Genomic DNA, 22518 nt, shown 5'->3' on the forward strand with positions numbered 1-22518 from the left:
CGCCACCGGCGCGCCCGACATCGAAGTCACCTCGCCCGAGGGCGATGATGTTGCAGATGGCGGCACCGACGGCTTGGGTACAAGTTCCGCGGCGGGCCAACCCGCGAGCATAACCTACACCATCACCAACTCCGGTAGCGTTCCGCTGATGCTTGCCCCACCAAGTGTCGCGGGGAACGTGGCCAATGCCAGCAACGTCACCGTCGACAGCCTGGTTCTCGGCACGACCAACATCGCGCCAGCATCCTCGACGACGCTGACCGTCAGCTACACCCCGACGATGGCCGGAGATTACGGGTTCGATCTGTCCTTGACCGATCCCGGAGGCACACAGATCATCCGCTTCAGCGCGTCTGGCCGTGCCGCTGGCAGCCCCGAGATCGCCGTTTCCTCTTCCGAGGGCGGAGCGGTCGCGAATGGCGGGACCGACAGCTTTGGCTCGACGCCAGCCGCGGGCACGTCGGCGCGCGTAACCTACACCATCACCAACTCCGGCACCGACACGCTGTCCCTCTCGACGCCCACCGCGGCGAACGAAAGCAACGTCACCATCGACAGCCTGACCCTCGGGTCCACCGGCGTCGCGCCCTCGGAATCAACGACACTCGTGGTGACCTACACGCCGACCACGGCGGGCGCCTTCGGCTTTGATCTGTCGCTCGGCAACAACGACCCGGACGAAGGACCGTATGAAATCGCCGCCTCGGGCACGGCAGCGGGGCGGCCGACGGTCGTGCTTTCGGGGGCGCCCGGGGAATTCGCTGGCACGGCCACGTTCCGCGTTACCGCCACCTTCAGCGAAACCATGACCGGGTTCGATGCGTCGGACGTGGCGGTCAGGGGCGGCTCTGCCAAGCGCGTCGCAGGCACGGGCGCGGTCTACACGCTGACCATCGCCCCAGACGGCAACGACCTCGTGTCGGTCTCGATCCCGGAGGGCGGCGCTATGGGCCGGTCGGGCCTGACCAACCTCGCCTCGAACGTCGTGACGGTGGAAAACATGACCGCCGAGATCACGCGGGCCGAAATCGCCGAGTTCATGGGCCAGCGCGCCAGTCTTCTGATCGCCAGCCAGCCGGACCTGCATCGGCTTGTCTTCGGGAAAAGCCGCGGCTCCTTCTCCGTGTCCACACGGGGCGACACGAGATCGCTGGATTTCCACACCGGGTCCGAGCGGCCGGTCTGGATGTCGCTGCAGGGTTCCTGGGCGACCGCCGATGGCGCGGAAAGCGACTATGTATTCGGCGCCGTTGGGGGGCACACCTGGCTTGATGACAACACCGCCCTGGGCGCGATGGTCGAGTTGGACAGCATCACCCGAGAGGATGACGACGTGCGGATCGAAGGCCAAGGGTGGCTGGCCGGCCCCTACCTGGCGTTCAAGCTGCCCGACCGCCCGCTGTACCTGCAGCACTACGTTCTCTACGGGCGGACCTACAACGAGATCTCGCCTTTCGGGACCTACACCGATGACTTCGAAACCGAGCGGTTCCTGGTGCATGCCGAGCTGACGGGAGAGTACGAGCGCGAGCGCATGACGTGGTACCCCAGCCTCGCAGCCTCCTATACCTCTGACAGGCAGCTGGACTACACCGACAGCCTGGGCAACGACATCGACAGCCAGCGGATCGAGCTCGGTTCCCTCGCCCTGGGGCTCGATTTCGACCGTGCGCTTGGGCAGGGGATCACGCCGTGGTCCCTGGATGGCGGGGTTCAGGCGTCCTACACCTACAGCTACGGGGCGAACGGGTCGTCCACGACGCTTGAAACCTTCGAGGGCGCCCGCGCCCGGGTCGAGCTGGGCGTAACGCGCGCCACCGAGAACGCGAACCTGAGGCTCTCCGGCTTCTATGACGGCTTGGGCGCCTCGGACCTCGAATTCTTCGGTCTGGCATTCACCTACGACCTGGACTTCTGAGGCCTGAAGCCGCGCGGTCCAGGCACCGCGCGGCTTCAAATTCGAACAACCTAAAAGCGTGTATTGCGACAAGTAACTCACTTATATGTTGAAACTCCTTTCGGTTGACGCAAAGGTAGCGGGATAACGATCGTACGCTCCCACCGCCCAGCCGCGGGCCGCCATCCAGCGACCGCATTTCAACAGGAGGCAACAGTGTCCGACCCTTTCCTTGCTGAAATCCGCATGTTCGGCTTTGATTTCGCGCCACGGGGCTGGGCGTTTCTCGACGGCACCATGCTGCCGATCGATCAGAACCAGTCCCTCTTTAAGCTTCTGGGGACCGCCTATGGTGGCGACGGACAGAACAACTTTGCCTTACCAGACCTCCGGGGCAGGACACCGATGCATGTCGGAAACGGGCTCGCACGCGGCGAGAGAGCCGGGATCGAAAACGTCACCCTGACCACACCCGAGATTCCGGCCCATATCCACATGGCCTTTGCCTCGACCCAGACCGGCAATAAGAGCCAGCCGGAGGGAAACATTCTGGCTGCCGAGGCCGCGCCGGACATGGCCTATGGCACCTACGCCGACACGTCGCTGCAGGCCGGCACCGTGGGCCAAACCGGCTCGGGCATGGCACACTCCAACATGCAGCCCTTTCAGACGGTGAATTTCTGTATCGCGATCCAGGGCATTTTCCCGCCGCACGAATGAGAGATCGGAGGCACGTCCATGTCGGAACCATTCATCGGAGAAATCCGAATGTTCGCAGGCAACTTCGCGCCCAAGGGCTGGGCCTTTTGCGAAGGCCAACTGCTTCCCGTATACACGTACCAGGCATTGTTTTCGCTGATCGGTACGACTTATGGCGGCGACGGCAGAAGCAGCTTCGGCCTTCCCGACATGCGGGGGCGCCTGCCTGTCGATCAGGGGTCAGGCCCCGCCCTTACCCAACGTACCATCGGTGAAAGATCGGGGTCGGAAACCGTGACGCTGGGCGTGGAAAATATCCCTCCGCACATCCACGCCTTCCGGGCAAGCACCTCGGACGCGACGCTGACCGAGCCACAGAATGCGCTGCCCGCCAAGGGCGTCGGGGTCCAGTTCTACCGCGAAGAGTCAGCTGACGTTCCGATGGCGGACTCGGCGATCGGCGTCGCGGGCGGCAATCACGCTCATTACAACATGATGCCTGCGCTTTGCGTGACCTTCATCATCTCGCTTATCGGGATCTATCCCAGCCGTTCGTAGGAGGCGAAGCCATGTCCGACCCATTTGTTGCCGAGATACGGATCTTCGCAGGCGATTATGCCCCCCGCGGCTGGGCCTTCTGTGACGGCCAGATCCTGCCGATCAGCGATAATATGACGCTGTTTTCGCTGATCGGCACGACCTATGGCGGCGACGGCATGACCACGACCGCCCTGCCCGATCTGCGTGGTCGCGCGCCAATGCACCACGGGAAAGGTCCTGGCCTTTCCCAGCGCCAGCTGGGCGAGCAAAGCGGCACTCCCTCGGTGACGCTGACCGAAGCCGAGCTTCCGCAGCACAGGCACCCTATGCGCGCTACAGTGGACACGGGCAATGTGGCGGCCCCCGGCGTAACGACGTCCCTGGCGAACTCAGGCTTCGGCGATCGGCTGTATCAGAGCGACTCGTCGCAAGATCTGACAAACCTGAGTGTCCAGACAGTGTCTTCCACTGGTGGGGGCCAGCCACATGATAACATGCAGCCCTATCTCGCGATGAATTTCATCATCGCATTATACGGGATCTACCCTCCCCGCCCCTGACCGGCGACCGTCGTGACGCGCTCGCGATCTCCCGGTCATCAGGACCACTTGATGAAAGACCACCCGATCCGTGGCGATGCCGACGCCCTCCCCGCCCTCGGCCACGCGCGGCGGGCAGGAATCGTCTATCGCCCGATGACCGACGCGGACCTGCCCTTCCTTACCGCGCTTTACCGATCAACGCGCGAGGCCGAGCTGGCCCGCACCCCGTGGGATGCGGCCGAAAAGCTGGCCTTCATCGAGATGCAGTTCCGGGCGCAGCACCTCCATTACCGGGCGCACTACCCCCAGGCTCTATGGCTGATCGTCATGAAAGACGGCGACGCGATCGGCCGGCTCTACCTGGACCGTCAGGCCCGCGAACACCGGATCATCGACATCGCCCTGCTGCCGCAGCACCGCGGCGCGGGCATCGGCGGCGCCATCCTGCGCGACCTGATGGACGAGGCCGCAGCGGCCGCCAGACCGGTCACGATCCATGTGGAAACCATGAACCCGGCCATGACGCTCTATCGTCGACTGGGCTTTGTCACCGTCGCGGACAAGGGCGTCTATCACCTTCTGCAATGGCCCGCGCCCGATTGACGGGCTACTCAAAGGCCCCTTAGGTCAGGTAAAGACAGCCTCGTACTGGATCCCTGCCGCGGTCCGCGCCACTGGCACCAGGAACATGTCGTGCGCCCCGACCGTCCGATGCTCAACCCGATAAGTGGCCTGCGTCAGCCGCGGTTCGGGCGGCCCATGGAACAGCAGGCTGAAGCCCCCGCCCCTACGCAACCCCGAGCCGAGCGGCAGGACCTCGATCAGCCTGGCCTCGAGCTCACCCCCCTCCCAGCCAACGGTGACGGGATCGCCCTCAAGCGACGCGAAATCATCCAATGTCAGGGTCTTCGGGTCGCCCATGCGGTCCCTCACTCTGGCCGGAGATAAAACGCACGGCGATTGATGGCCGTATTCGAGCCTATAGTTCCGCAGGTTACCAAGCGCCCCGGAACCATTCAATGAAAACCGGGGACGCATCCAGAGAGATTTGAATGACCGTGAGGGTCACGAGCTAACCCTCGCAGATGACGTTTGCCGCCCCAGGCGATAGACGACACGGGACCTGTGATCGCCGGTCACGGCGGATTGCCGAGCTCGGCGGACCAAGCCGCCCCACGGGGGTGGCTGGCCTAGGGGTCGCAGGATCAGGCGTCTGATCAGCTTGATTTTCGTCCCGATCAGCTTTCTCAGACCTTGGCAACAGCGACGATGTTCGAAAACGGCCGCCATGCCGGCCTGCGCCGGCCGCGCCTGAGCTAGGGTCAGGACCGATATTGGGAAACTCGTTAAGGGTACAATCAGAACTGTTGCCAGGCGTCAGAAGTCGCCGCCGCGCCGGCGGATGCCGCCTTTTGCATCGTGGGGTGAGGCGTTCCGAGCTCAGATTGCTTCCGCGACTGCTTCAGCGACACGACCTTTCCGCCCTCTCCGCCTTTGAAGTGGGAAACCGTTCCGGTCAGAGTTTGCGCCTCGTCACGCATCGCCTGTGACGCCGCTGTCGTTTCCTCGAACATCGCAGCGTTCTGCTGGGTCGAGCGGTCCAGGTCGCTCATCGCGGTGTTGATTTCGGCGATGCCGCTCGATTGCTGCTTGGTTGCGTCGGCGATGTCATTCACTCGCTCCCCGACCGCATTGATGGCGGTCAGGATCCGCTCGAGAGCATCCCGGCTTTTGTTCACCGAGGCCGATCCGGCTTCGACCTGGCGTTGGCTTCCGGAGACGATTGCGTTGATCTCGCGGGCAGCTTCCGATGATCGCTGAGCAAGGCCGCGCACTTCCGACGCGACGACGGCGAACCCGCGGCCTGCGTCGCCGGCGCGCGCGGCCTCCACCCCAGCGTTCAGCGCCAAGAGATTGGTCTGGAAGGCAATGTCGTCGATGACATCGATGATCCTTGAGATCTGCTTGGCCGAGTCTTCGATGCCCTTCATCGCCTCTACGGTTTCGCCGGCGATCTCAAAACTCTCGGCGGCCTCGGAACGAGCGTCGGAGGCAGCTTTCTGTACGGTCTGTGCGCCATCGGCGGTCGACTTGACCGAGGCTGACAGTTCCTCCAATGCCGCGGCGGTTTCCTCCAATGATGCGGCCGATTGCTCTGTCCGGCGCGCGATATCGCCCATCGCGTCGGCGATCTCGTTGGAAGAGGCGTCGATCGTTCCGCTGCTGCTGATGATCTGCAACACGATCGCGGCCAATTTCTCCGTTGTCACGTTCAACTGCGCTGCGATCTTCGCGAAGACGCCGCGGTGAGTGTTGGACACGCGACCTGAAAGGTCACCGTCTGCGAGTTTGTCGAGCACCGCCGCGATGCCGGCAAGACCCTCCTCAGTCGCGCTGCCGATGTCATTGATGCCCTGGCAAAGTTCGGCAAGGACACCATCCTTGTCGTCGGTTCTCAGGCGCTGGCTGAAATCACCATTGGCGCAAGATGCCACGACAGCCGCGATTTCCTGCGCAATTTTCTGTTCTCGCGCTCGCTGTGCTTCTATCTGCCGACGCTCGCTCTCCGCCTCTTCGTCAGCGGCCCGTTGCGCGGCCAGCTCCGCCTGGCGTTGACGTTCCTGTTCTGCCTTTTCCCGTGCGCGGGCTTCGGCCTCCCGGGACTGGGCCGTGATGATCGACTGCCTGAATTGGTCGAGCGCCCCGGCAATCTGCCCCAGTTCGTTTCCTTTCGACTTCGGCAGAGCCACGTCCAGGTCACCGGCTGCCATTGCGGTGGCTGCGCCCGTGACGTCAGTCATGTCGCTGCGGATGGTCCGGGCAATCAGTATGGCCATTCCAAGGCTGAGACCGATAACCGCGATCAGGCCGAGCACGCTGAGAGCGACGACGACACGCGCCGCAAAGGTTCGCTTGTCCAGAAGAGTGAGGAGATCACGCGCGAAGGCGTCCTCCAGATCTTTCAGCAGATCGATCTTCTGTGTTTGCGCGGTAAAGAAGCTGTCGCCGGACACGCCTTGCAAATCGCCCCCGGGGCCCGCATCAAATGCGATGTCACGCATGCGCTGGACGTTCTTCGCCGCCTCTGAGTTCATGATTGTTTCAAAGTCTTGAGCCGCCTCAACCGGGGCATCGGCAAGGAAAAACGAGTAGTAGGCCTCTTGCGAACTGATCAGTTCCTTCAGGCGCAGCAGCGTGGCGAGCGTGAACTCGCCCGTGCTGAAGGCGCTGGATCCGATCGCGCGCTCTATGCCGGCGAGGTCTTTTCCGCTTAGAAAGCTCGCGAATGCGTCAATGGATGAGATTACCGCGCTATCGTCGCTCAAGCGACCGAACTGAAGGATCGCCCCGATGATCCGGTTGTTCAGGCCGGTGTAAAAGGCGACGGCTTCGGCGGGGCTTATTTCGAGCCGGTCGACCTGGGCACGGACCTCCCCGAGGCGGGCCAGTTCCGTCGCGACGCCCTCAAGCGCGCGAGCGACCTCTGCATGTGCCTCGCCACCCGAGATCCGTTCGAGATAAGCAGACAAATCGGAGACCACCAAGCCCCTCCGTGTCTCGGTTACCTTTCGCTGTTCTCTCAACTCCGCGCCGTAGCTCTCACCGGACGTGGTCAGATAGACTGCGGTAGCTCCGCGCTCCTTCTGCTGTTCGTGGACGAGGCTGGACATCAAGGTCGCCAGCTCCGTGGCATCGGATATTTCGCTATATACGAGCGCCTCTTTCACCTTGGGAACTACGATCCAGACCGACAGCGCAAGGAGTCCGACCAGAGGAACGGCAGCGACGTACTTCATCGCTGCACCGATCGAGCTTTCGCGGACAAAGTTGAGAGCCATGGGCACAAGATCCAAAAGAGGTAGCGTTGCAACCATGAGTCCTAGTGGCGGGGAATTACCCTTTCCTGAACGGGCATCGGCCTCTCAGGGACGGGACCCCGGCACAGGCGGATAGCGCAGCCACATCGGGTTAGCTCACGGTGTCGTCCCGGGCGCCCCGCCCATCACTTGGCAAGGATCGTATTCTTGTCGGGCCTTGGGCCACGCACTTGCCCCTAGACCCCGAAAGCACCGATTGGCCGGACCTGTTGACCTGCTCCCTTTGGAGTCCACATTTTATAGTACGCTCTGTTCAGGGTTTGGCCCCCTGTTGACTGTTGGTGTTACTCCCACGGGGTGAGCCCGTCGAGGCTCGTGTGGGGGCGGTGATGGTTGTAGTCGTTGCGCCAGTCGGCGCTCAACTCCCTGGCGTAGCGCAGGTTGGCGAACAGGTGCTCATTGAGGCATTCGTCACGCAGGCGGCCATTGAAGCTCTCGACGAAGCCGTGTCTCACATCGGCTTTCCAGGCGCGATGCAGTGCCACTCGACCTGCCGATCTTCCTGCCATCTCAGAATGGCATTCGATGTCAGCTCCATCCCATTGTCGCTGACAACCATGCATGGATAACCGCGCACCCGAGCGATGCTGTCGAGTTCACGGCCAATGCGCTGCCCCGACAGCGAGGTGTCCACGACCGCGGCCAGGCATTCCCGGCTGTAGTCGTCGATGACGCACATCACACGGAACCGGCGCCCATCCGACAGGCTGTCTTAGACGAAGTCCAGGGACCATCGCAGGTCCGGCCCCTGAGGGATCGCCATCTGCGCCCTCGTTCCGATCGCGCGCTTGCGACTGCCATGCTTGCGCACTGTCAGACCTTCTTCACGGTAGATCCGGTAGATCTTCTTCCAGTTCACCTTCCAGCCTTCGCGGCCCGGCAGGAGGTGCAGCCGCCGATAGCCAAAGCGCCGACCTGCACTGGAAAGCGCCTTGCGCCCTTCTCGCCGCTAGGTATCCGCAGGACTGGCTGAACCACGTCGATACACACGCGGATCGATCCCAGCCAGGGCACAGGCCCGTCGCCGGTTGTAACTTCTCTCGGTCATGGGCCAGTCCACGGCTTTCCGCCTTGCACCGGGCTTCAGAAGTTTTAACCAGCATCTCCTTCAGCGTGGCCACATTCAGCATATGCTCCGCGAGCATCTTCTTCAGCTTCGCGTTCTCGGCTTCGAGCGCCTTCAATCGTTTGACTTCCGACACCTCCATGCCGCCACACTTAGAGCGCCACTTGTAGAACGTGCCATCGCTGACGCCGTGCTTCCGACAGAGCTCCTTGGCGCCTATTCCGGCTTGGTGCTCCTTCGGGATGCCAATGATCTGCTCTTCGCTGACCGGCTTTTCCGCATCGTCTGTCTCCTCGTTTGAGGAACAGGCTAATGTCAAAACGCGGACATTTCAGGGGAGCAGGTCACATCGTCATACCACGGAACGAACAGAACCGAGCGCAATCGAAGTGAAACGAACGCAAATAAGCGTATAAGTCCATGGACTTATACGCTAGCAAGCGCCCCAAGGCCATTCAATGAAAATGGTGGGTGGCGGAGACGAAGGGATTCGAACCCTCGAGACCCTTCCGGGCCTACTCCCTTAGCAGGGGAGCGCCTTCGACCACTCGGCCACGTCTCCGCCGACCCGTGTAGTGATCGCGGGAGAGGGAAACAAGGCAAAAATGCCGTGCCTTCCGCAGCGACCGCCACCATCGCGCCGCGGGCATGGCGCCAGCCGCCCGGGGTACTGGCACCGACCGGCGCCCCCCGGGGTACGCACTCTGCCCCGCGGTTCGCCCCATGCCCGCCAACCGGTGGCGCGGCAAGCATCGGTACAGGCGACAAGGCGCCGTCGCACACGCCTTGATGCGCAGCATGCCGCGCCGCTCCGTCTGCTTCTCGACCGCGACACCCACGCAAAGCTCGAACGACATCGACCGCCTCCTCGGCGTGTCGCGCAGGAACAACGCCCGCGACGGCATCACAGGCCTGCCGACCTACCGCGATCACGGGTTCTTTCAGGTGCTCGAGGGGCCCGACGCGGACGTCGACCTTTGCTTGACGCGGATCGAGACCGATCCGACCCATGGAGATATCCAGCAGCTGTTCGACGATACGGTCGGGGATCGCGGGAGGCCGGGGTGGAAGATGTGGCATGCCCGGCCGGCCACCCCTGCCCTCCGACGTCACCGGCAAGTTGTCGCCCTGGCCGACCCGCGGTGCGGCGGTGAAATCCCCGGCGGCCCGCTGATCCGACCGGTGATCGACGGCGTCTCTCGAAGCCTGCGGATCGGGGAGGCACGCGCCTGACGCCACGCGCGCGGGCGGCTTTTGCAACCGCACAAAGCATGCCAGACTGCCAGCCATGACACATCAGATCCACAGCCCCGACGGCACCCCGATCTCGCCCTTCTGCTTCGGCACCATGCAGTTCGGGGGCGGCGCCGATGCTTCGGAGAGCGAGGCGATGTTCCGCGCCTGCCGCGAGGCGGGGATCACCTTCTTCGACACCGCTTACGTCTATACCGACGGCGCCTCGGAAACGCTTCTGGGCCGGTTCGCCGCGCCGGAACGCGAACGGCTGTGCATCGCCACGAAATGCGACTTTCGGGGCGGATCCTCGGCCGCCCGGATCAGGTCCAGCTTCGACGAAAGCCGCATCAGGCTGGGCATGGACCGGGTGGAGGTGCTCTACCTGCACACATGGGACCCCGACACCCCGCTCGAGGAAAGCTTCGAGGCGCTGGCAGCGATGCAGCAGGAGGGGCTTTTCGACCATATCGGCGTGTCGAACTTCGCCGCGTGGCAGGTGATGAAGGCGCAGGCCGTGGCCGCCCGTTTCGATACCCGCATCGCGATGCTGCAGCCGATGTACAACCTGGTCAAACGGCAGGCCGAGGTCGAACTTCTGCCGATGGCCGCGGCCGAGGGGATCGCCGTGGCCCCCTATTCGCCGCTGGGTGGCGGGCTTCTGACGGGCAAGTATCACCGGGGCGAGACCGGGCGGCTGAAGACCGATGCGCGCTATGCCAAACGCTACGGTCCCGACTGGATGCACGACGCGGCCGGTGCCCTGACCGGGATCGCGCAGGAGGTCGGCGCCGATCCGGCGACGCTGGCCGTGGCCTGGGCCGCCGCGCATCCGGCGGTCACGGCGCCCATCATCTCGGCCCGCTCGGTCGAGCAGCTGAGCCCGTCCCTGGCGGCGATGGACTACACGTTGCCCCAGGCCCTGCGCGACCGCTTGACGGCGCTCACGCCCGCTCCGCCGCCCGCGACGGACCGGCTGGATGACGTGTGACCGGGTTTCCGGCAGGATGATGGAACGAAGGCCCCGCAACTGTCTTGTAGGCACGGGAGGCTGAATCCGTCGCGACCGGCCCCGTCCCGTTTCGAATATATGATGGAACCGAAAAGAGGCGTTCTTGGCCGATACAGACACTGAGTTCGGACCCAAGAGCTTCGGTCCGGTTCTGATCCTCCGCGGCATGTCACGCGACGCCCAAGGTGGCGGCGCGGGACAACTGCGCATCGCAGCCCTGGTCGGACGTCCCTCGGGCGACGCGCCGCCCGAGGTCGAGTCAGACGGGACGACCGTCGCGCCCGTGCGGCTGGCCGAGGGCGCGGGATTTGCGATCTATCGATATGATCTGTCCCTGCCCGCGACCGAGGACGCCTGGTACCGCGTGGGCGACGAGCGGCACAGGCTGAACCTTGCCATCGGCGGCGATGCCCGCATCGCCTTCGTCTCCTGCAACGGGCAGGAAGAGGGCGACCTGGGCCGAGATTTCGAAGAGCGCAACAGGATGTGGCGCCGTCTGGCCGACGAGCACGACGACGCCCCCTTTCAGCTGCTTCTCGAAGGCGGCGACCAGATCTACGCGGACGAGGTCACGAAGGCGCATCCGCTGTCGGAAAACTGGCCGGAGGACTATCCCGACCTCGACGACGCCCAGGCAACCAAGGTGCGCGACGCCTTGCGCGAGGCGTTTTTCGTCCGCTACGCCACGCTTTATGCCGCAGGCGACTTTTCGCGCCTGGCCGCCCGGGTACCGGCCCTGCCGATCTGGGACGACCACGACATCTGCGACGGCTGGGGGTCGCTTCCCGAACCGGCGCTCGATTCACGTCTGGGCCGGACGCTTTTCGACGTGGCGCGCGAAACCTACCTGCTGTTCCAGTTCGCACTGCGCCCCGAAGAGGCGGGCGAGGTCTTTCCCGATGCCACCGGCACCTCGCTGTCGTGGTCGGTCGCCCTGCCGGGTGTCACAATCCTGGGCCCCGACCTCAGGTCGGAACGGCGGCTGGACCGGGTGATGGGCGACACCGGCTGGCGCGTTTTCCGCGACATGGTGCGCAAGATCGAGACCGAGCGCGTGATCCTCGTCTCCTCGGTGCCGCTGTTGGGCCCGCGCCTGTCGTTGCTGGAGCGGACGATGCGCTTTACCGGCTGGATGAAGGATTACGAGGATGACCTGCGCGACCAGTGGCAAAGCTATGCCCACCGGGCGGAATGGCAGGACATGCTGCGCGAGATGGTGGGCCTGATCGAGGGCCGAGGCATCGACGTGACCGTGATCTCGGGCGAAATCCACCTCGCAACCCGCGGCGAGATGACGACGGCGCGCGGCCCGATGCACCAGCTCGTGGCCTCGGGGATTTCGCATCCCGCGCCGACCGAAGCCTATCCGCTGGCCCTGGGGTCGCTGGCGCGGCTGGGAGAGGCCCCGCTCAAGGGTCACAAGATCCGGCTGAAACCCCTGCCCGGCAAACGCAGCATCTACACAGCCGAGCGCAACTTTCTGGTGCTGACGCGCCGCGAGGGCGCGTGGTCGGCAGAGTGGGAGCTTGAGGAGAGCGGACGCACGGCGCCCCTGCCCCTCTGACGCACCCCCTCTGGGCCGCGACCCTCAGGGCGGGACGCCGTCGTGCGCACGGCAAGCAGACTGCAACGGATGCGCGGCGCCGGCCCCCTCCGGCCACCGTCACCGCCAGGCAAGTGGGCTATCCCTTGCAGTAGGCCTGCAAGGTGGCGCGCACGCCATCGGACCACAGGCGGCCCAGCTGCATCGCGAAGGCTTCGGTGAACCGCGAATTACGCGCCAGGGGGCCGAAGACCTCGCCCAGGGCGAGGAAGGCCTGCGGATCGCTGCGGGCCTTCTGTCCCGCGGGGTGCAGGACCTCGGCCCGGTCGTCGGCGATCTCGATGGGATTGCCTGCCTCGTCCTCGCCCGCGCAGTAACGGGCCCAGAGCGCGACTTCGAGCGCGAGGCCCTGGATCGGGCGATCGGCCTTCAGCGCATCTTCCAGCGTCGGCAGAACGAACTTGGGCTGCCGGTTCCAGCCGTCCAGACAAAGCCGGGTGATGGTGTCGCCGACCTCGGGGTTTCCGAACCGCTCCTGGATCTTGGCAAGGTAGGCCTCGTAATCCACACCGGGGATCGGGGCCAGCGTCGGCATGATCTCGCGCCGCTCCAGCGCGTCCAGCCAGGCGGCGACATCCGGGTCGGCCATCGCGTCATGCGCATAGGTCAGGCCCAGCAGGGCCGAGGGATAGGCGATGGCCGCGTGCCCGCCGTTCAGGATGCGCAGCTTCATCAGCTCGTAGGGCACGACATCGGCGACGAATTCGACGCCGACCTCCTCAAGCGCCGGGCGCCCCTGGGGGAAGTTGTCCTCCAGCACCCACTGTCGGAAGGGTTCGCAGACCACCGGCGCGGCGTCGGTGATGCCGAACTTGTCGGCCACCATCGCGCGTTCGCGGTCCGAGGTGGCGGGCGTAATGCAGTCGACCATGCCGTTGGGAAACGCGACCTGCGTCCCGATGCGGTCGGCGAAGGCGCCGTCGTGCAGGCGGGCCAGCCCCACCGTCGCCTGCTGCGCGGCGTGGCCGTTGCCCGGCAGGTTGTCGCAGGACATCACCGTGAAGGGCGGCGTGCCCGCCTCGAACCGGCGGCGCAGGGCAAGGCCGAGGATGCCGAAGACCGATTTCGGATCGTCCGGCGTCGCCGCATCGGCCTGCATATCTGGGTGTTTCGCGTCGAAGCCGCCGGTGTCGGCATCGACGAAATAGCCGCCCTCGGTGATGGTCAGCGACACGATGCGGATCGCGGGGTCGCTCAGCCGGTCGACAAGCTTGAGCGGCGCGACCTCGCAAAAATCGATCATCGAGCCCACGACCTGCGCCGACAGCCCCTCGGGGTCGAGCTCGACCACCGTGTAAAGCCAGTCCTGCGCCGCGAGGCGGTCGCGCATCGCGGTGTCGCCCGGGCGCACGCCGGCGCCGACAAGCGCCCAGTCGTGGTCGCGGCCCGTCTCGAACAGGCGCTGCAGGTAGACGGCCTGGTGCGCGCGGTGAAAGTTCCCGATGCCGATATGCAGGATGCCGGGGGTCAGCGCCGCACGGTCGTAGCCCGGGCGCGTGACGTCCGAAGGCAGGTCGGCCAGGGCGGAGGTGTCGAGTTTGGTTGCCATGTCTCAGCTCATCCAGTTGCCGCCGTCGACGTTGTACGTCTGCGCGACGATGTAATCGGCCTCGTCCGAGGCGAGGAAAACGGCCATGCCCGTCAGGTCGGCGGCGGTGCCCATGCGGCCTGCCGGCACGGCGCGGCCCACCTGGATCTTCTTTTCACCGGGCGCGAGGCCTTCGTATTTCGCGAAGAAGGCATCGACGCCGTCCCAGTGTTCGCCGTCGACCACGCCGGGGGCGATGGCGTTCACGTTGATGCCGTGTTCGATCAGGTTCAGCCCCGCCGACTGCGTCAGGCTGATCACCGCGGCCTTGGAGGCGCAGTAGACCGCGACCAGCGGCTCGCCCCGCCGGCCCGCCTGGCTGGCCATGTTGATGATCTTGCCGCGGGTGCCGGTCTCGATCATCCGCCGCGCCACCGCCTGCATGGTAAAGAGCGTGCCCGAGACGTTGATCGCGAAGACACGATCGTAATCCTCGCGCTCGATCTCGACCAGCGGCGCGGCGGTGAAGATCGCGGCATTGTTGACCAGGATGTCTGGGCAGCCCATGTGCTGCTCGACCTCGGCCACCGCGCTTTCGATCGAGGCGGCATCGGTCACGTCCATCGCCACGGCCATGGCGCCCTGCCCGATCTCGGCCGCTGCGGCCTCGGCCCGCGCGACGTCGATGTCGGCCAGCGCCACGCGGGCGCCTTCGCGCGCATAAGCCTCGGCAAAGGCGCGGCCGATGCCGCGCGCGGCGCCGGTGATCAGCGCGGTTTTCCCCTCGAGCCGCGTCATGCCAGCCGCAGCCCGTTTTCGCCGAAGCGGTGCAGCTTGTCGGCCTGCGGCGTCAGGAACACCCTGTCGCCGTGCCGCAGCTCGACCTCGCCGCTGGCCCGGACGGTGACGATGTCGGCCAGCCCGGTGTCGTGGACATGCAGGAAGGTGTCGGACCCGAGATGTTCGGACACCCCCACCACACCCGACCACTCACCGCTTTCGCGCGACAGGTCGAGGTGTTCGGGACGGATGCCGATGGTATGGGCCCCGTGCGCCTGCGCCGCCCGCCCCTCGAGCAGGTTCATGGTGGGCGAGCCGATGAAACCCGCGACGAACAGGTTGCGCGGGCTGCGGTAAAGGTCGAGGGGCGAGCCCACCTGTTCGATGTTCCCCGCCCGCAGCACGACGATCTTGTCGGCCATGGTCATCGCCTCGACCTGGTCGTGGGTGACGTAGATCATTGTTGTCTTCAGCCGCTCGTGCAGTTCCGAGATTTCAAGCCGCATGCCCACGCGCAGCGCCGCGTCGAGGTTCGACAGCGGCTCGTCGAAGAGAAAGGCCGCCGGTTCGCGCACGATGGCGCGGCCGATGGCCACCCGCTGGCGCTGACCGCCCGACAGCTGCCCGGGCCGCCGTTCGAGGTAGTCGGTCAGGTTCAGAACCTTGGCCGCACTCTCGATCCGCCGGTCTTGTTCGGCCTTGTCCATGTTGGCCATGCGCAGCGGAAAGGCGATGTTCTTGCGCACCGACATGTGCGGGTAAAGCGCGTAGGACTGAAACACCATGGCCAGCCCCCTCTTGGCCGGCGGCACCTCGGTGGCGTCGCGGCCGTCGATGCGGATCTCGCCGCCCGAGACATCCTCAAGCCCCGCGATCAGCCGCAAAAGCGTGGACTTGCCGCAGCCCGAGGGGCCGACGAAGACGACGAATTCGCCATCCTCGATGGTCAGGTCCAGCGGCGGAATGACCTCGACCTCGCCGAAGCGTTTGGTGACCTTGTCTAGCGTGATGCGTCCCATGTGTCTGTGGTCCTTACTTGACGGCGCCGAAGGTGAGGCCGCGGACGAGCTGCTTCTGGCTGAACCAGCCGAGGATCAGGATCGGCGCGATGGCCATGGTCGAGGCGGCAGAGAGCTTGGCGTAGAACAGCCCCTCGGGGCTGGAATAGCTGGCGATGAAGGCGGTGAGAGGGGCCGAGTTCGCGGCGGTGAGGTTCAGCGTCCAGAACGCCTCGTTCCACGCCAGGATGACGTTCAGAAGCAGGGTCGAGGCGATGCCCGGCACGGCCATCGGCGTCAGGATATAGAGGATCTCGTTGCGCAGGGCGGCCCCGTCCATCCGCGCGGCTTCAAGGATGTCGACCGGGATTTCGCGGAAGTAGGTGTAGAGCATCCAGACGATGATCGGCAGGTTGATCAGCGTCAGCACGATGATCAGGCCCAGCCGGCTGTCGAGAAGCCCCACGTCGCGGAAGATCAGGTAGATCGGCACCAGAACCCCCACCGGCGGCAGCATCTTGGTGCTGAGCATCCACATCAGCACGTTCTTGGTCTGCTTGCCCGGCACGAAGGCCATGGCCCAGGCGGCGGGGATGGCGATGATCAACCCGATCACCGTCGAGCCGATCGAGATCACGACCGAGTTCCAGAAGTGGCGGAAGTAGTTCGACCGCTCCTGCACGGTGCCGTAGTTTTCGGTCGTCCAGTCGAAGAACAGGAAGGACGGCGGCGTCGAAATCGCCTCGGCCTCGGTCTTGAAGCTGGTGAGGATAATCCAGAGGATCGGGAAGAAGATCAGCAGCGCCAGCGCCCAGGCGACGACGGTGGTGATCCATTTGCGGCGGGTGGAAACGGCGCGGGCCATGGGCGTCCCTCCTCAGGCGTCGAGGTTCTTGCCGATCATCCGCATCAGGAAGATCGCGACGATGTTGGCGAGGATGACGGCCACGATGCCGCCGGCGGAGCCCGTTCCGACGTCGAAGCGCAGAAGGCTTTCGGCGTAGACCAGGTATGTCAGGTTGGTCGAGGCCGTGCCCGGACCGCCATTGGTGGTCACCAGGATTTCGGCAAAGATCGACAGAAGGAAGATCGTCTGGATCAGCACCACGACCGTGATCGCGCGTGCCAGGTGCGGCAGCATGATGTGGAAAAAGCGCGACAGCGCGCCGGCCCCGTCCATCTCGGCCGCCTCAAGCTGGTCCTGGTCCAGCGACTGGAACGCGGTCAGCAGGATCAGCGTGGCAAAGGGCAGCCATTGCCAGGCCACGATGACGACGATGGAAAACAGCGGATATTCCGACAGCCAGTCCACCGGCTGCGCCCCGAAGAACCGCCAGAGCGACGCCAGCAGCCCCGAAACGGGGTTCATGAACATGTTCTTCCAGACCAGCGCCGACACGGTGGGCATCACGAAGAAGGGCGAGATCACGAGGATCCGCACGATCCCCTGCCCGAACATCGGCTGGTCGAGCAGCAGGGCGAAGAGGACGCCGCCGATCGTGGTGATCGCCAGCACCCCGCCGACGAGGATCAGCGTGTTGACGATGGCCGAGCTGAACGCCGGGTCGGTCAGGAAGTAATAGTAGTTGTCCCAGCCGGTGAAGCTCTCCGTGCCGGGCATCAACAGGTTGTAGCGCAGGAACGAGAAGTAGAGCGTCATGCCCAGCGGGATCAGCATCCAGCCTAGCAGCAGGATGACGGCCGGTGAGATCATGACGCGGGCGGCGGCGCGGGAATGTTGGGTGGCCATCGGATCAACCTCGGCAGCGGTGGGATGACGCGCCGCATCGCGCGGCAGGTCGGTTGTGGCGGTGGGGCCATGGAGAAGGCGGGTGCCGGACCACTGGCCGCAGAGCGACCGCGTGGCAGCAGAACGGCGGCAGCCGGGGTCGCGCCGCGCGGACGCGGCGGATCAAGAGGATAATCGCCTTCGGAACGCCCCCCGGGGAAGGGTCGGCGGAACACGGGGCCGCCGACCCCGGGGGAGAGGACGCGGCGCCCAAAGGCGGACGCCGCGCAAGGACCTCAGCCCCGGATCACTCGCCGTAGCCGGCGCGGTCGATTTCGCGCTGGGTCGAGGTCTGGGCGTTCTGCAGTGCCTGTTCGGCCGAAACCTGGCCCGCAAGCGCGGCCGAGAACTGCTGACCCACGGCGGTCCCGATGCCCTGGAACTCGGGGATCGCGACGAACTGGGCGCCGGTATAGGGGATCTCCTGAACCGACGGCGCATTCGTGTCGACCGCGTTGATCGAGTTCAGCGTCATCTCGGCGAAGGGCGCGGCCTTCTGGTATTCCTCGTTCTCGTAAAGCGAGGTGCGGGTACCCGGAGGTGCGGCGGCCCAGCCTTCCTCCTCGGCGACCATGTCGGTGTAGGCCTGGCTGGTCGCCCAGGCGACAAAGGCCTTCGCGGCCTCGGGCGCGTCGGTCGAGGACGGGATGGCCAGGTTCCACGACCACAGCCAGTTGCCGTGGTTGTCGACGCCGTCCTTGTTGGGGAACTGGGCGAAACCCACGCTGTCGGCGACGGTCGAATCCTCGGGGTCGGTCACGAAGGACGCGGCGACCGTGGCGTCGATCCACATGCCGCACTTGCCCTGCTGGAACAGCGACAGGTTCTCGTTGAACCCGTTCGAGGACGCGCCCGGAGGGCCGTATTCGTTCATCATGGTCAGGTAGTCGTTGACCGCCTCGGTCCATTCGGGGCTGTCGAACTGGGCCTGCCACTCCGTGTCGAACCAGCGCGCGCCGTAGCTGTTGGCCATCGCCGTCAGGAACGCCATGTTCTCGCCCCAGCCGGCCTTGCCGCGCAGGCAGATGCCGTAGATGCCGGCGTCCTGATCGGTCATCGCCTCGGCGGCGGTACGGATGTCGTCCCATGTGGGCTGATCGGGGATCTCGACCCCGGCCTCGTCGGCCAGGTCGGTGCGGTACATCACCATCGCCGATTCACCGTAGAACGGCGCCGCGTAGAGCGTGTCGTCGACCGACAGGCCACCCGCGATCGCCGGAAGGATGTCGTCGGCGTTGTAGTCCTCGGGCATGCCTTCAAGCGGCAGCAGCCAGTCCTGGTTGGCCCAGATCGGCACCTCGTAATTGCCGATGGTCAGCACGTCGAACTGGCCGCCCTGCGTTGCGATGTCCTGCGTCACGCGGCTGCGCAGCACGTTCTCTTCCAGCGTCACCCACTCGAGCGCGATGTCGGGATGCTGTTCGGTGAAGTCATCGGTCAGACCCTGCATCCGGATCATGTCGCCGTTGTTCACGGTAGCGATGGTCAGGGTGGTGTCCTGAGCATGGGCCGCGACGGCCGCGCTGCACAGGGCCGATGCGCCCAGAAGGGCGCGCATGGTGCGTGTCATAGAATCCTCCCAATGCCCTTTATGGGCAATTGTCCTTACGGTGAGCAAATATTCAACATGCTCTGGTCGTAAGTCAATCCCGTTTTCGCCCATCCTTTGATCGCAGGGGTTAACGACGGGTCGAAAATCGCGCAGACAGCCGGCGACCGCAGCCGCGGCGCCGGTCTCGCTTGGGGCGAGCGGGCAGGATCGGAGGGTGTCCGGGGTCGTGCCGTCAGGCGGCGGGTCAGCCGAGGCTCAGCACCCGCTCGGCGGTGGCCTCGTTGGTGACGAGCCCGTTGATCAGGCGTCCGCGCAGGGCGGCCAGCATGGCGGGCACCTTGGGCTCGCCCACCGCGACGCCCAGAACCATGCCGCCCGTGTCGGGCGCGGGATGCAGCGGCGCGCTCAGCACCCGGTCGTGGAACGGGCCCGGCACCAGCCGCCCCTCGGCATCGTAGGGCCAGCTGGTGATCTCGCCCACTGCGCCGGCATCCATCAGCGCCTGCATCTTGTCGCGCGACACGAATCCGTCGACCACCAGCGGCGCGGACTGGTCCATCTGGCCGATGCCCACCACGGTCAGATCCGCCTTTGCGCACAGATCGAAGGTCGCCCGCACGGGCTCCAGCGCCTGCAGGATGCGCAGCTCTTCGGGGTCGCGGGCCAGCACCGGCAGCGGAAACGGATATTGCCGCGCGCCGATGCGTTCCGACATCCGCACCACGGCGTTGTAGGGCGAGGCCGAGCCGTCGGACATCATGTTGCCGAGGCGCGAAACGATGCGGTGCTGCGGACAGGTCATCGCCGGCAGCTGTGCCACGCAGGCCGACAGCGCCCGCCCGGTTCCAAGCGCGACGATCCGCGGCTCGGGTGATTTCAGCAGACGCTCCAGCTCGGCCGCGGCGGCGATTGCGACCCCGGTCAGAAGATCCGGCGCCGCGGGATCGCTTGGCACGATCTCGCACAGGCGCAGGCCGAACCGGTCGCGCATCGCGCGGGACAGCTCCATGCACTGCCCGATCGGATGGTCGAGCCGCACCTTGATCAGCCGCTCGGTCACCGCCAACGACACCAGACGCTGCGCCGATTGCCGCGACACGCCCAGCTTGCGGGCGATTTCGTCCTGCGTGTTGCCGGCGACGTAGTAGAGCCACCCGGCGCGGGCGGCATCGTCGAGCCTTGTGGCGTCGAAGCCCTGTCGTGCGGTCATTCTTCGTATCCGGTCAACACATGAGGCGCGTCGTTTGGTCTGTCGCACTCGCACCGGTTTGTCAAAACCTTGTGGCCGGCGGGCGGGCCCAAGGGCATGGCCGGTGGGTGGACCCGAAAGGCACGGGCGGGTCGTCGCTACAAGGCGCGACCTGCGGTGCCCTGCGCGTCCGTCATCGCGGTTTCGATCTGGTGCCCCATCGTCATGCCGACCACGGCATGCCCGGGTGCCTGTCCGGGCTCGGATGCGGCGGGGCCTGTTTCCGAGGGCAGGACCTGCGCGGGCCGCCGCGGGTCGGACCAGCCCAGCCGGTCGGGCGTGCCGATGGCGGTCCAGCCCAGGACATGGGCACGCGGCCCATCGCCCCCCGCACCCTTTGGACCGTCGCCCGCCCGTATGACCGGTGCGGCGCCTGCGGCCAGGGCGAAGCGCCGCCCCTCGTCGTTCGTGCGCGCAAGCCATATGGACGCACCTCGATGGCCACGCGCGGCAAGCCCGGACAGCACGGCCCCCAGAACCTGCCGGCCCAGCCCCCTGCCCCTGTCGGACGGCGCGATCCAGAGCGTCGTCACCTCGCCCTGGTAGCCGAGGGATCGCAGCCAGGGCGCCCGCTGGGTCGCCCCGGCGCCAAAGCCCACGACATGGTCACCCAGTTCGCAGACCGAAACGCACAGGTTGCCGTAGAATGCCGGCCGTCGCAGCATCTGCGCCCAACCCGCGGCCAGCTCGGCCTCGGGCTCGCCCGGCAGGCCAGCCGACGCCTGCACCCGGGCCAGGGCCCCGGCGTCGCCGGGACCGGCGCTACGGATCCTCGGGGTGTCCCTGTCGCTCATGCCAGCCCTGCCTTCGCTTGGTTCCATACCTCGCCGCAACATAGCGCGCGGCGGCGGCGCGTCGCCTGCCCCGCGGCGCCCGGGCGGCAGACGTCGGAGCTGCCGCGCGCCGCTGCCCCCGAACCTGCCCTCTGCGGAAGGGCCACCGCAGGAAAAGCGCAGACGTTGCGCGCGGGTTTGGGCGAGGTCCGTTGCATCCCGATGCAAGCGGCGGCATAACCACGCAACGCTGGCCATGGCCGAAGGACCGACCCGATGACCCACTACCTCGAATTCGAAAAGCAACTTGCCGAGATCGAGGGCAAGGCCGAGGAACTGCGCGCGATGGCGCAGAAGTCCGAGGCCATGGACGTGCAGAAAGAGGCTGCCGCGCTCGACAAGAAAAGCTCGGACATGCTCAAGGGCATCTATGCCAGCCTCACCCCCTGGCAGAAATGCCAGGTCGCGCGGCATCCCGACCGGCCGCATTGCAAGGATTACATCGCCCAGCTCTTCACCGACTGGACGCCGCTGGCGGGCGATCGCAACTTTGCCGACGACGCCGCCGTCATGGGCGGTCTCGCCCGGCTGAACGACCGCCCGGTGATGGTGATCGGCCACGAGAAGGGGCACGACACCACGAGCCGGATCGAGCATAATTTCGGCATGGCCCGTCCCGAAGGCTATCGCAAGGCGATTCGCCTGATGGAAATGGCCGACCGCTTCGGCCTGCCGGTGATCACGCTGGTCGACACGCCCGGCGCCTATCCCGGCAAGGGCGCGGAAGAGCGCGGCCAGTCCGAGGCCATCGCACGGTCGACCCAGACCTGCCTGCGCCTGCGGGTGCCGCTGGTCACGGTCGTCATCGGCGAGGGCGGATCGGGCGGCGCCGTGGCCTTTGCCTCGGCCAACCGCGTGGCGATGCTGGAGCATTCGATCTATTCGGTCATCTCGCCCGAAGGCTGCGCCTCGATCCTGTGGCGCGACGCCGACAAGATGCGCGAAGCCGCCGAGGCGCTGCGCCTGACCGCGCAGGACCTTCTGAAGCTGGGCGTGATCGACAAGATCGTGCCCGAACCCGTGGGCGGCGCCCAGCGCGACGCCAAGGCCGCGATCACCGCCGTGGGCGAGGCGATCGACACGATGCTGAAAGAGCTCGGCCGCAAGAAGCCCGACGCGCTGATCAAGGATCGCCGTCAGAAGTTCCTCGGGATGGGGGCCAAGGGCCTCGCCGCCTGAGCGGCGGCTCCGTGGCCCCTTCGGATCGGGCCACCTTCGGATCGGACCACGGTCGCCCCACCCTGCGCCCTGCACGACGCGCGCCCGGCCCGTGATCGCGACATCATTCGGCATCCCGTCTCCGCACGGGGCCCAACCGG

General features: G+C 65.8%; 19 protein-coding genes, 1 tRNA gene and 1 pseudogene. 9 read left to right on the forward strand and 12 right to left on the reverse strand.

Translation table 11 applies throughout. The annotated features are described in order from the left end of the window. From EKE94_RS15015 to EKE94_RS15035, 5 genes are all read left to right on the forward strand, one after another. Positions 1-1918, forward strand: a 1918-nt coding sequence (locus tag EKE94_RS15015; RefSeq protein ID WP_127907455.1) for a choice-of-anchor D domain-containing protein, incomplete at its 5' end; no start/stop codon positions are given. Between the two features lie 195 nt (positions 1919-2113). Then, positions 2114-2617 (forward strand): phage tail protein, encoded by a 504-nt coding sequence (locus EKE94_RS15020; protein ID WP_127907456.1) that lies wholly within the window; start codon positions 2114-2116, stop codon positions 2615-2617. Positions 2618-2635: 18 nt separating this feature from the next. After that, positions 2636-3154, forward strand: a complete 519-nt coding sequence (locus EKE94_RS15025) for a phage tail protein (protein WP_127907457.1) — start codon at positions 2636-2638, stop codon at positions 3152-3154. Positions 3155-3165: 11 nt separating this feature from the next. Further along, entirely contained in the window at positions 3166-3696 is a 531-nt protein-coding gene (locus EKE94_RS15030; RefSeq protein WP_127907458.1) for a phage tail protein, read from the forward strand. 51 nt (positions 3697-3747) lie between these two features. Beyond that, positions 3748-4281 carry a GNAT family N-acetyltransferase gene (locus EKE94_RS15035; RefSeq protein WP_206615095.1) on the forward strand — a complete coding sequence of 178 codons (534 nt, stop codon included), beginning with the start codon at positions 3748-3750 and terminating at the stop codon, positions 4279-4281. A gap of 24 nt (positions 4282-4305) precedes the next feature. Here EKE94_RS15035 and EKE94_RS15040 read toward each other — a convergent pair whose 3' ends face one another. The 4 genes and pseudogenes from EKE94_RS15040 to EKE94_RS15055 all read right to left on the reverse strand — a co-directional run bounded on the left by EKE94_RS15040 (position 4306) and on the right by EKE94_RS15055 (position 9184). After that, complete coding sequence (locus EKE94_RS15040) at positions 4306-4599, reverse strand: DUF6916 family protein (RefSeq protein ID WP_127907459.1); 294 nt, start codon at positions 4597-4599, stop codon at positions 4306-4308. Positions 4600-5036: 437 nt separating this feature from the next. Next, complete coding sequence (locus EKE94_RS15045; RefSeq protein WP_164870976.1) at positions 5037-7517, reverse strand: methyl-accepting chemotaxis protein; 2481 nt, start codon at positions 7515-7517, stop codon at positions 5037-5039. 323 nt (positions 7518-7840) lie between these two features. Then, positions 7841-8904, reverse strand: a pseudogene (locus EKE94_RS15050) (IS3 family transposase). Between the two features lie 190 nt (positions 8905-9094). Next, positions 9095-9184, reverse strand: a tRNA-Ser gene (locus EKE94_RS15055). Between the two features lie 236 nt (positions 9185-9420). Between EKE94_RS15055 and EKE94_RS15060 the strand changes: the two genes are divergently transcribed. From EKE94_RS15060 to EKE94_RS15070, 3 genes are all read left to right on the forward strand, one after another. Continuing rightward, a complete protein-coding gene (locus EKE94_RS15060) occupies positions 9421-9855 on the forward strand; it encodes a BLUF domain-containing protein (RefSeq protein ID WP_164870978.1) in 435 nt (144 codons plus the stop codon). 55 nt (positions 9856-9910) lie between these two features. Next, positions 9911-10846, forward strand: a complete 936-nt coding sequence (locus EKE94_RS15065) for an aldo/keto reductase (protein WP_127907462.1) — start codon at positions 9911-9913, stop codon at positions 10844-10846. Positions 10847-10970: 124 nt separating this feature from the next. Then, complete coding sequence (locus tag EKE94_RS15070) at positions 10971-12431, forward strand: alkaline phosphatase D family protein (RefSeq protein ID WP_235856054.1); 1461 nt, start codon at positions 10971-10973, stop codon at positions 12429-12431. A gap of 118 nt (positions 12432-12549) precedes the next feature. Here the strand turns inward: EKE94_RS15070 and EKE94_RS15075 are convergent, their stop codons facing one another. The 8 genes from EKE94_RS15075 to EKE94_RS15110 all read right to left on the reverse strand — a co-directional run bounded on the left by EKE94_RS15075 (position 12550) and on the right by EKE94_RS15110 (position 21160). Further along, positions 12550-14019 (reverse strand): mannitol dehydrogenase family protein, encoded by a 1470-nt coding sequence (locus EKE94_RS15075; protein ID WP_127907463.1) that lies wholly within the window; start codon positions 14017-14019, stop codon positions 12550-12552. A gap of 3 nt (positions 14020-14022) precedes the next feature. Beyond that, positions 14023-14796 (reverse strand): L-iditol 2-dehydrogenase, encoded by a 774-nt coding sequence (locus tag EKE94_RS15080; protein WP_127907464.1) that lies wholly within the window; start codon positions 14794-14796, stop codon positions 14023-14025. Continuing rightward, complete coding sequence (locus tag EKE94_RS15085) at positions 14793-15797, reverse strand: ABC transporter ATP-binding protein (RefSeq protein WP_127907465.1); 1005 nt, start codon at positions 15795-15797, stop codon at positions 14793-14795. The genes EKE94_RS15080 and EKE94_RS15085 overlap by 4 nt, the downstream gene beginning before the upstream one ends. Before the next feature lie 13 nt (positions 15798-15810). Further along, the gene (locus EKE94_RS15090) at positions 15811-16641 is read right to left on the reverse strand and encodes a carbohydrate ABC transporter permease (protein ID WP_127907466.1); all 831 of its coding nucleotides are present in this window, start codon (positions 16639-16641) and stop codon (positions 15811-15813) included. Positions 16642-16653: 12 nt separating this feature from the next. Beyond that, positions 16654-17526 (reverse strand): carbohydrate ABC transporter permease, encoded by an 873-nt coding sequence (locus EKE94_RS15095; protein WP_127907467.1) that lies wholly within the window; start codon positions 17524-17526, stop codon positions 16654-16656. A gap of 286 nt (positions 17527-17812) precedes the next feature. Continuing rightward, positions 17813-19135 carry an ABC transporter substrate-binding protein gene (locus EKE94_RS15100; RefSeq protein ID WP_127907468.1) on the reverse strand — a complete coding sequence of 441 codons (1323 nt, stop codon included), beginning with the start codon at positions 19133-19135 and terminating at the stop codon, positions 17813-17815. 226 nt (positions 19136-19361) lie between these two features. Continuing rightward, positions 19362-20327: a sugar-binding transcriptional regulator gene (locus tag EKE94_RS15105; RefSeq protein ID WP_127907469.1), complete on the reverse strand. Its 966-nt coding sequence runs from the start codon at positions 20325-20327 to the stop codon at positions 19362-19364. Between the two features lie 137 nt (positions 20328-20464). Continuing rightward, the gene (locus EKE94_RS15110; RefSeq protein WP_164870980.1) at positions 20465-21160 is read right to left on the reverse strand and encodes a GNAT family N-acetyltransferase; all 696 of its coding nucleotides are present in this window, start codon (positions 21158-21160) and stop codon (positions 20465-20467) included. Between the two features lie 255 nt (positions 21161-21415). Here EKE94_RS15110 and EKE94_RS15115 point away from each other — a divergent pair, with 255 nt between their 5' ends. Then, positions 21416-22378 carry an acetyl-CoA carboxylase carboxyltransferase subunit alpha gene (locus tag EKE94_RS15115; RefSeq protein WP_127907471.1) on the forward strand — a complete coding sequence of 321 codons (963 nt, stop codon included), beginning with the start codon at positions 21416-21418 and terminating at the stop codon, positions 22376-22378. Positions 22379-22518 lie beyond the last annotated feature (140 nt).

It is taken from the genome of Mesobaculum littorinae, assembly GCF_004011175.1.
In the GTDB taxonomy this organism is placed as follows: Bacteria; Pseudomonadota; Alphaproteobacteria; order Rhodobacterales; family Rhodobacteraceae; genus Tranquillimonas; species Tranquillimonas littorinae.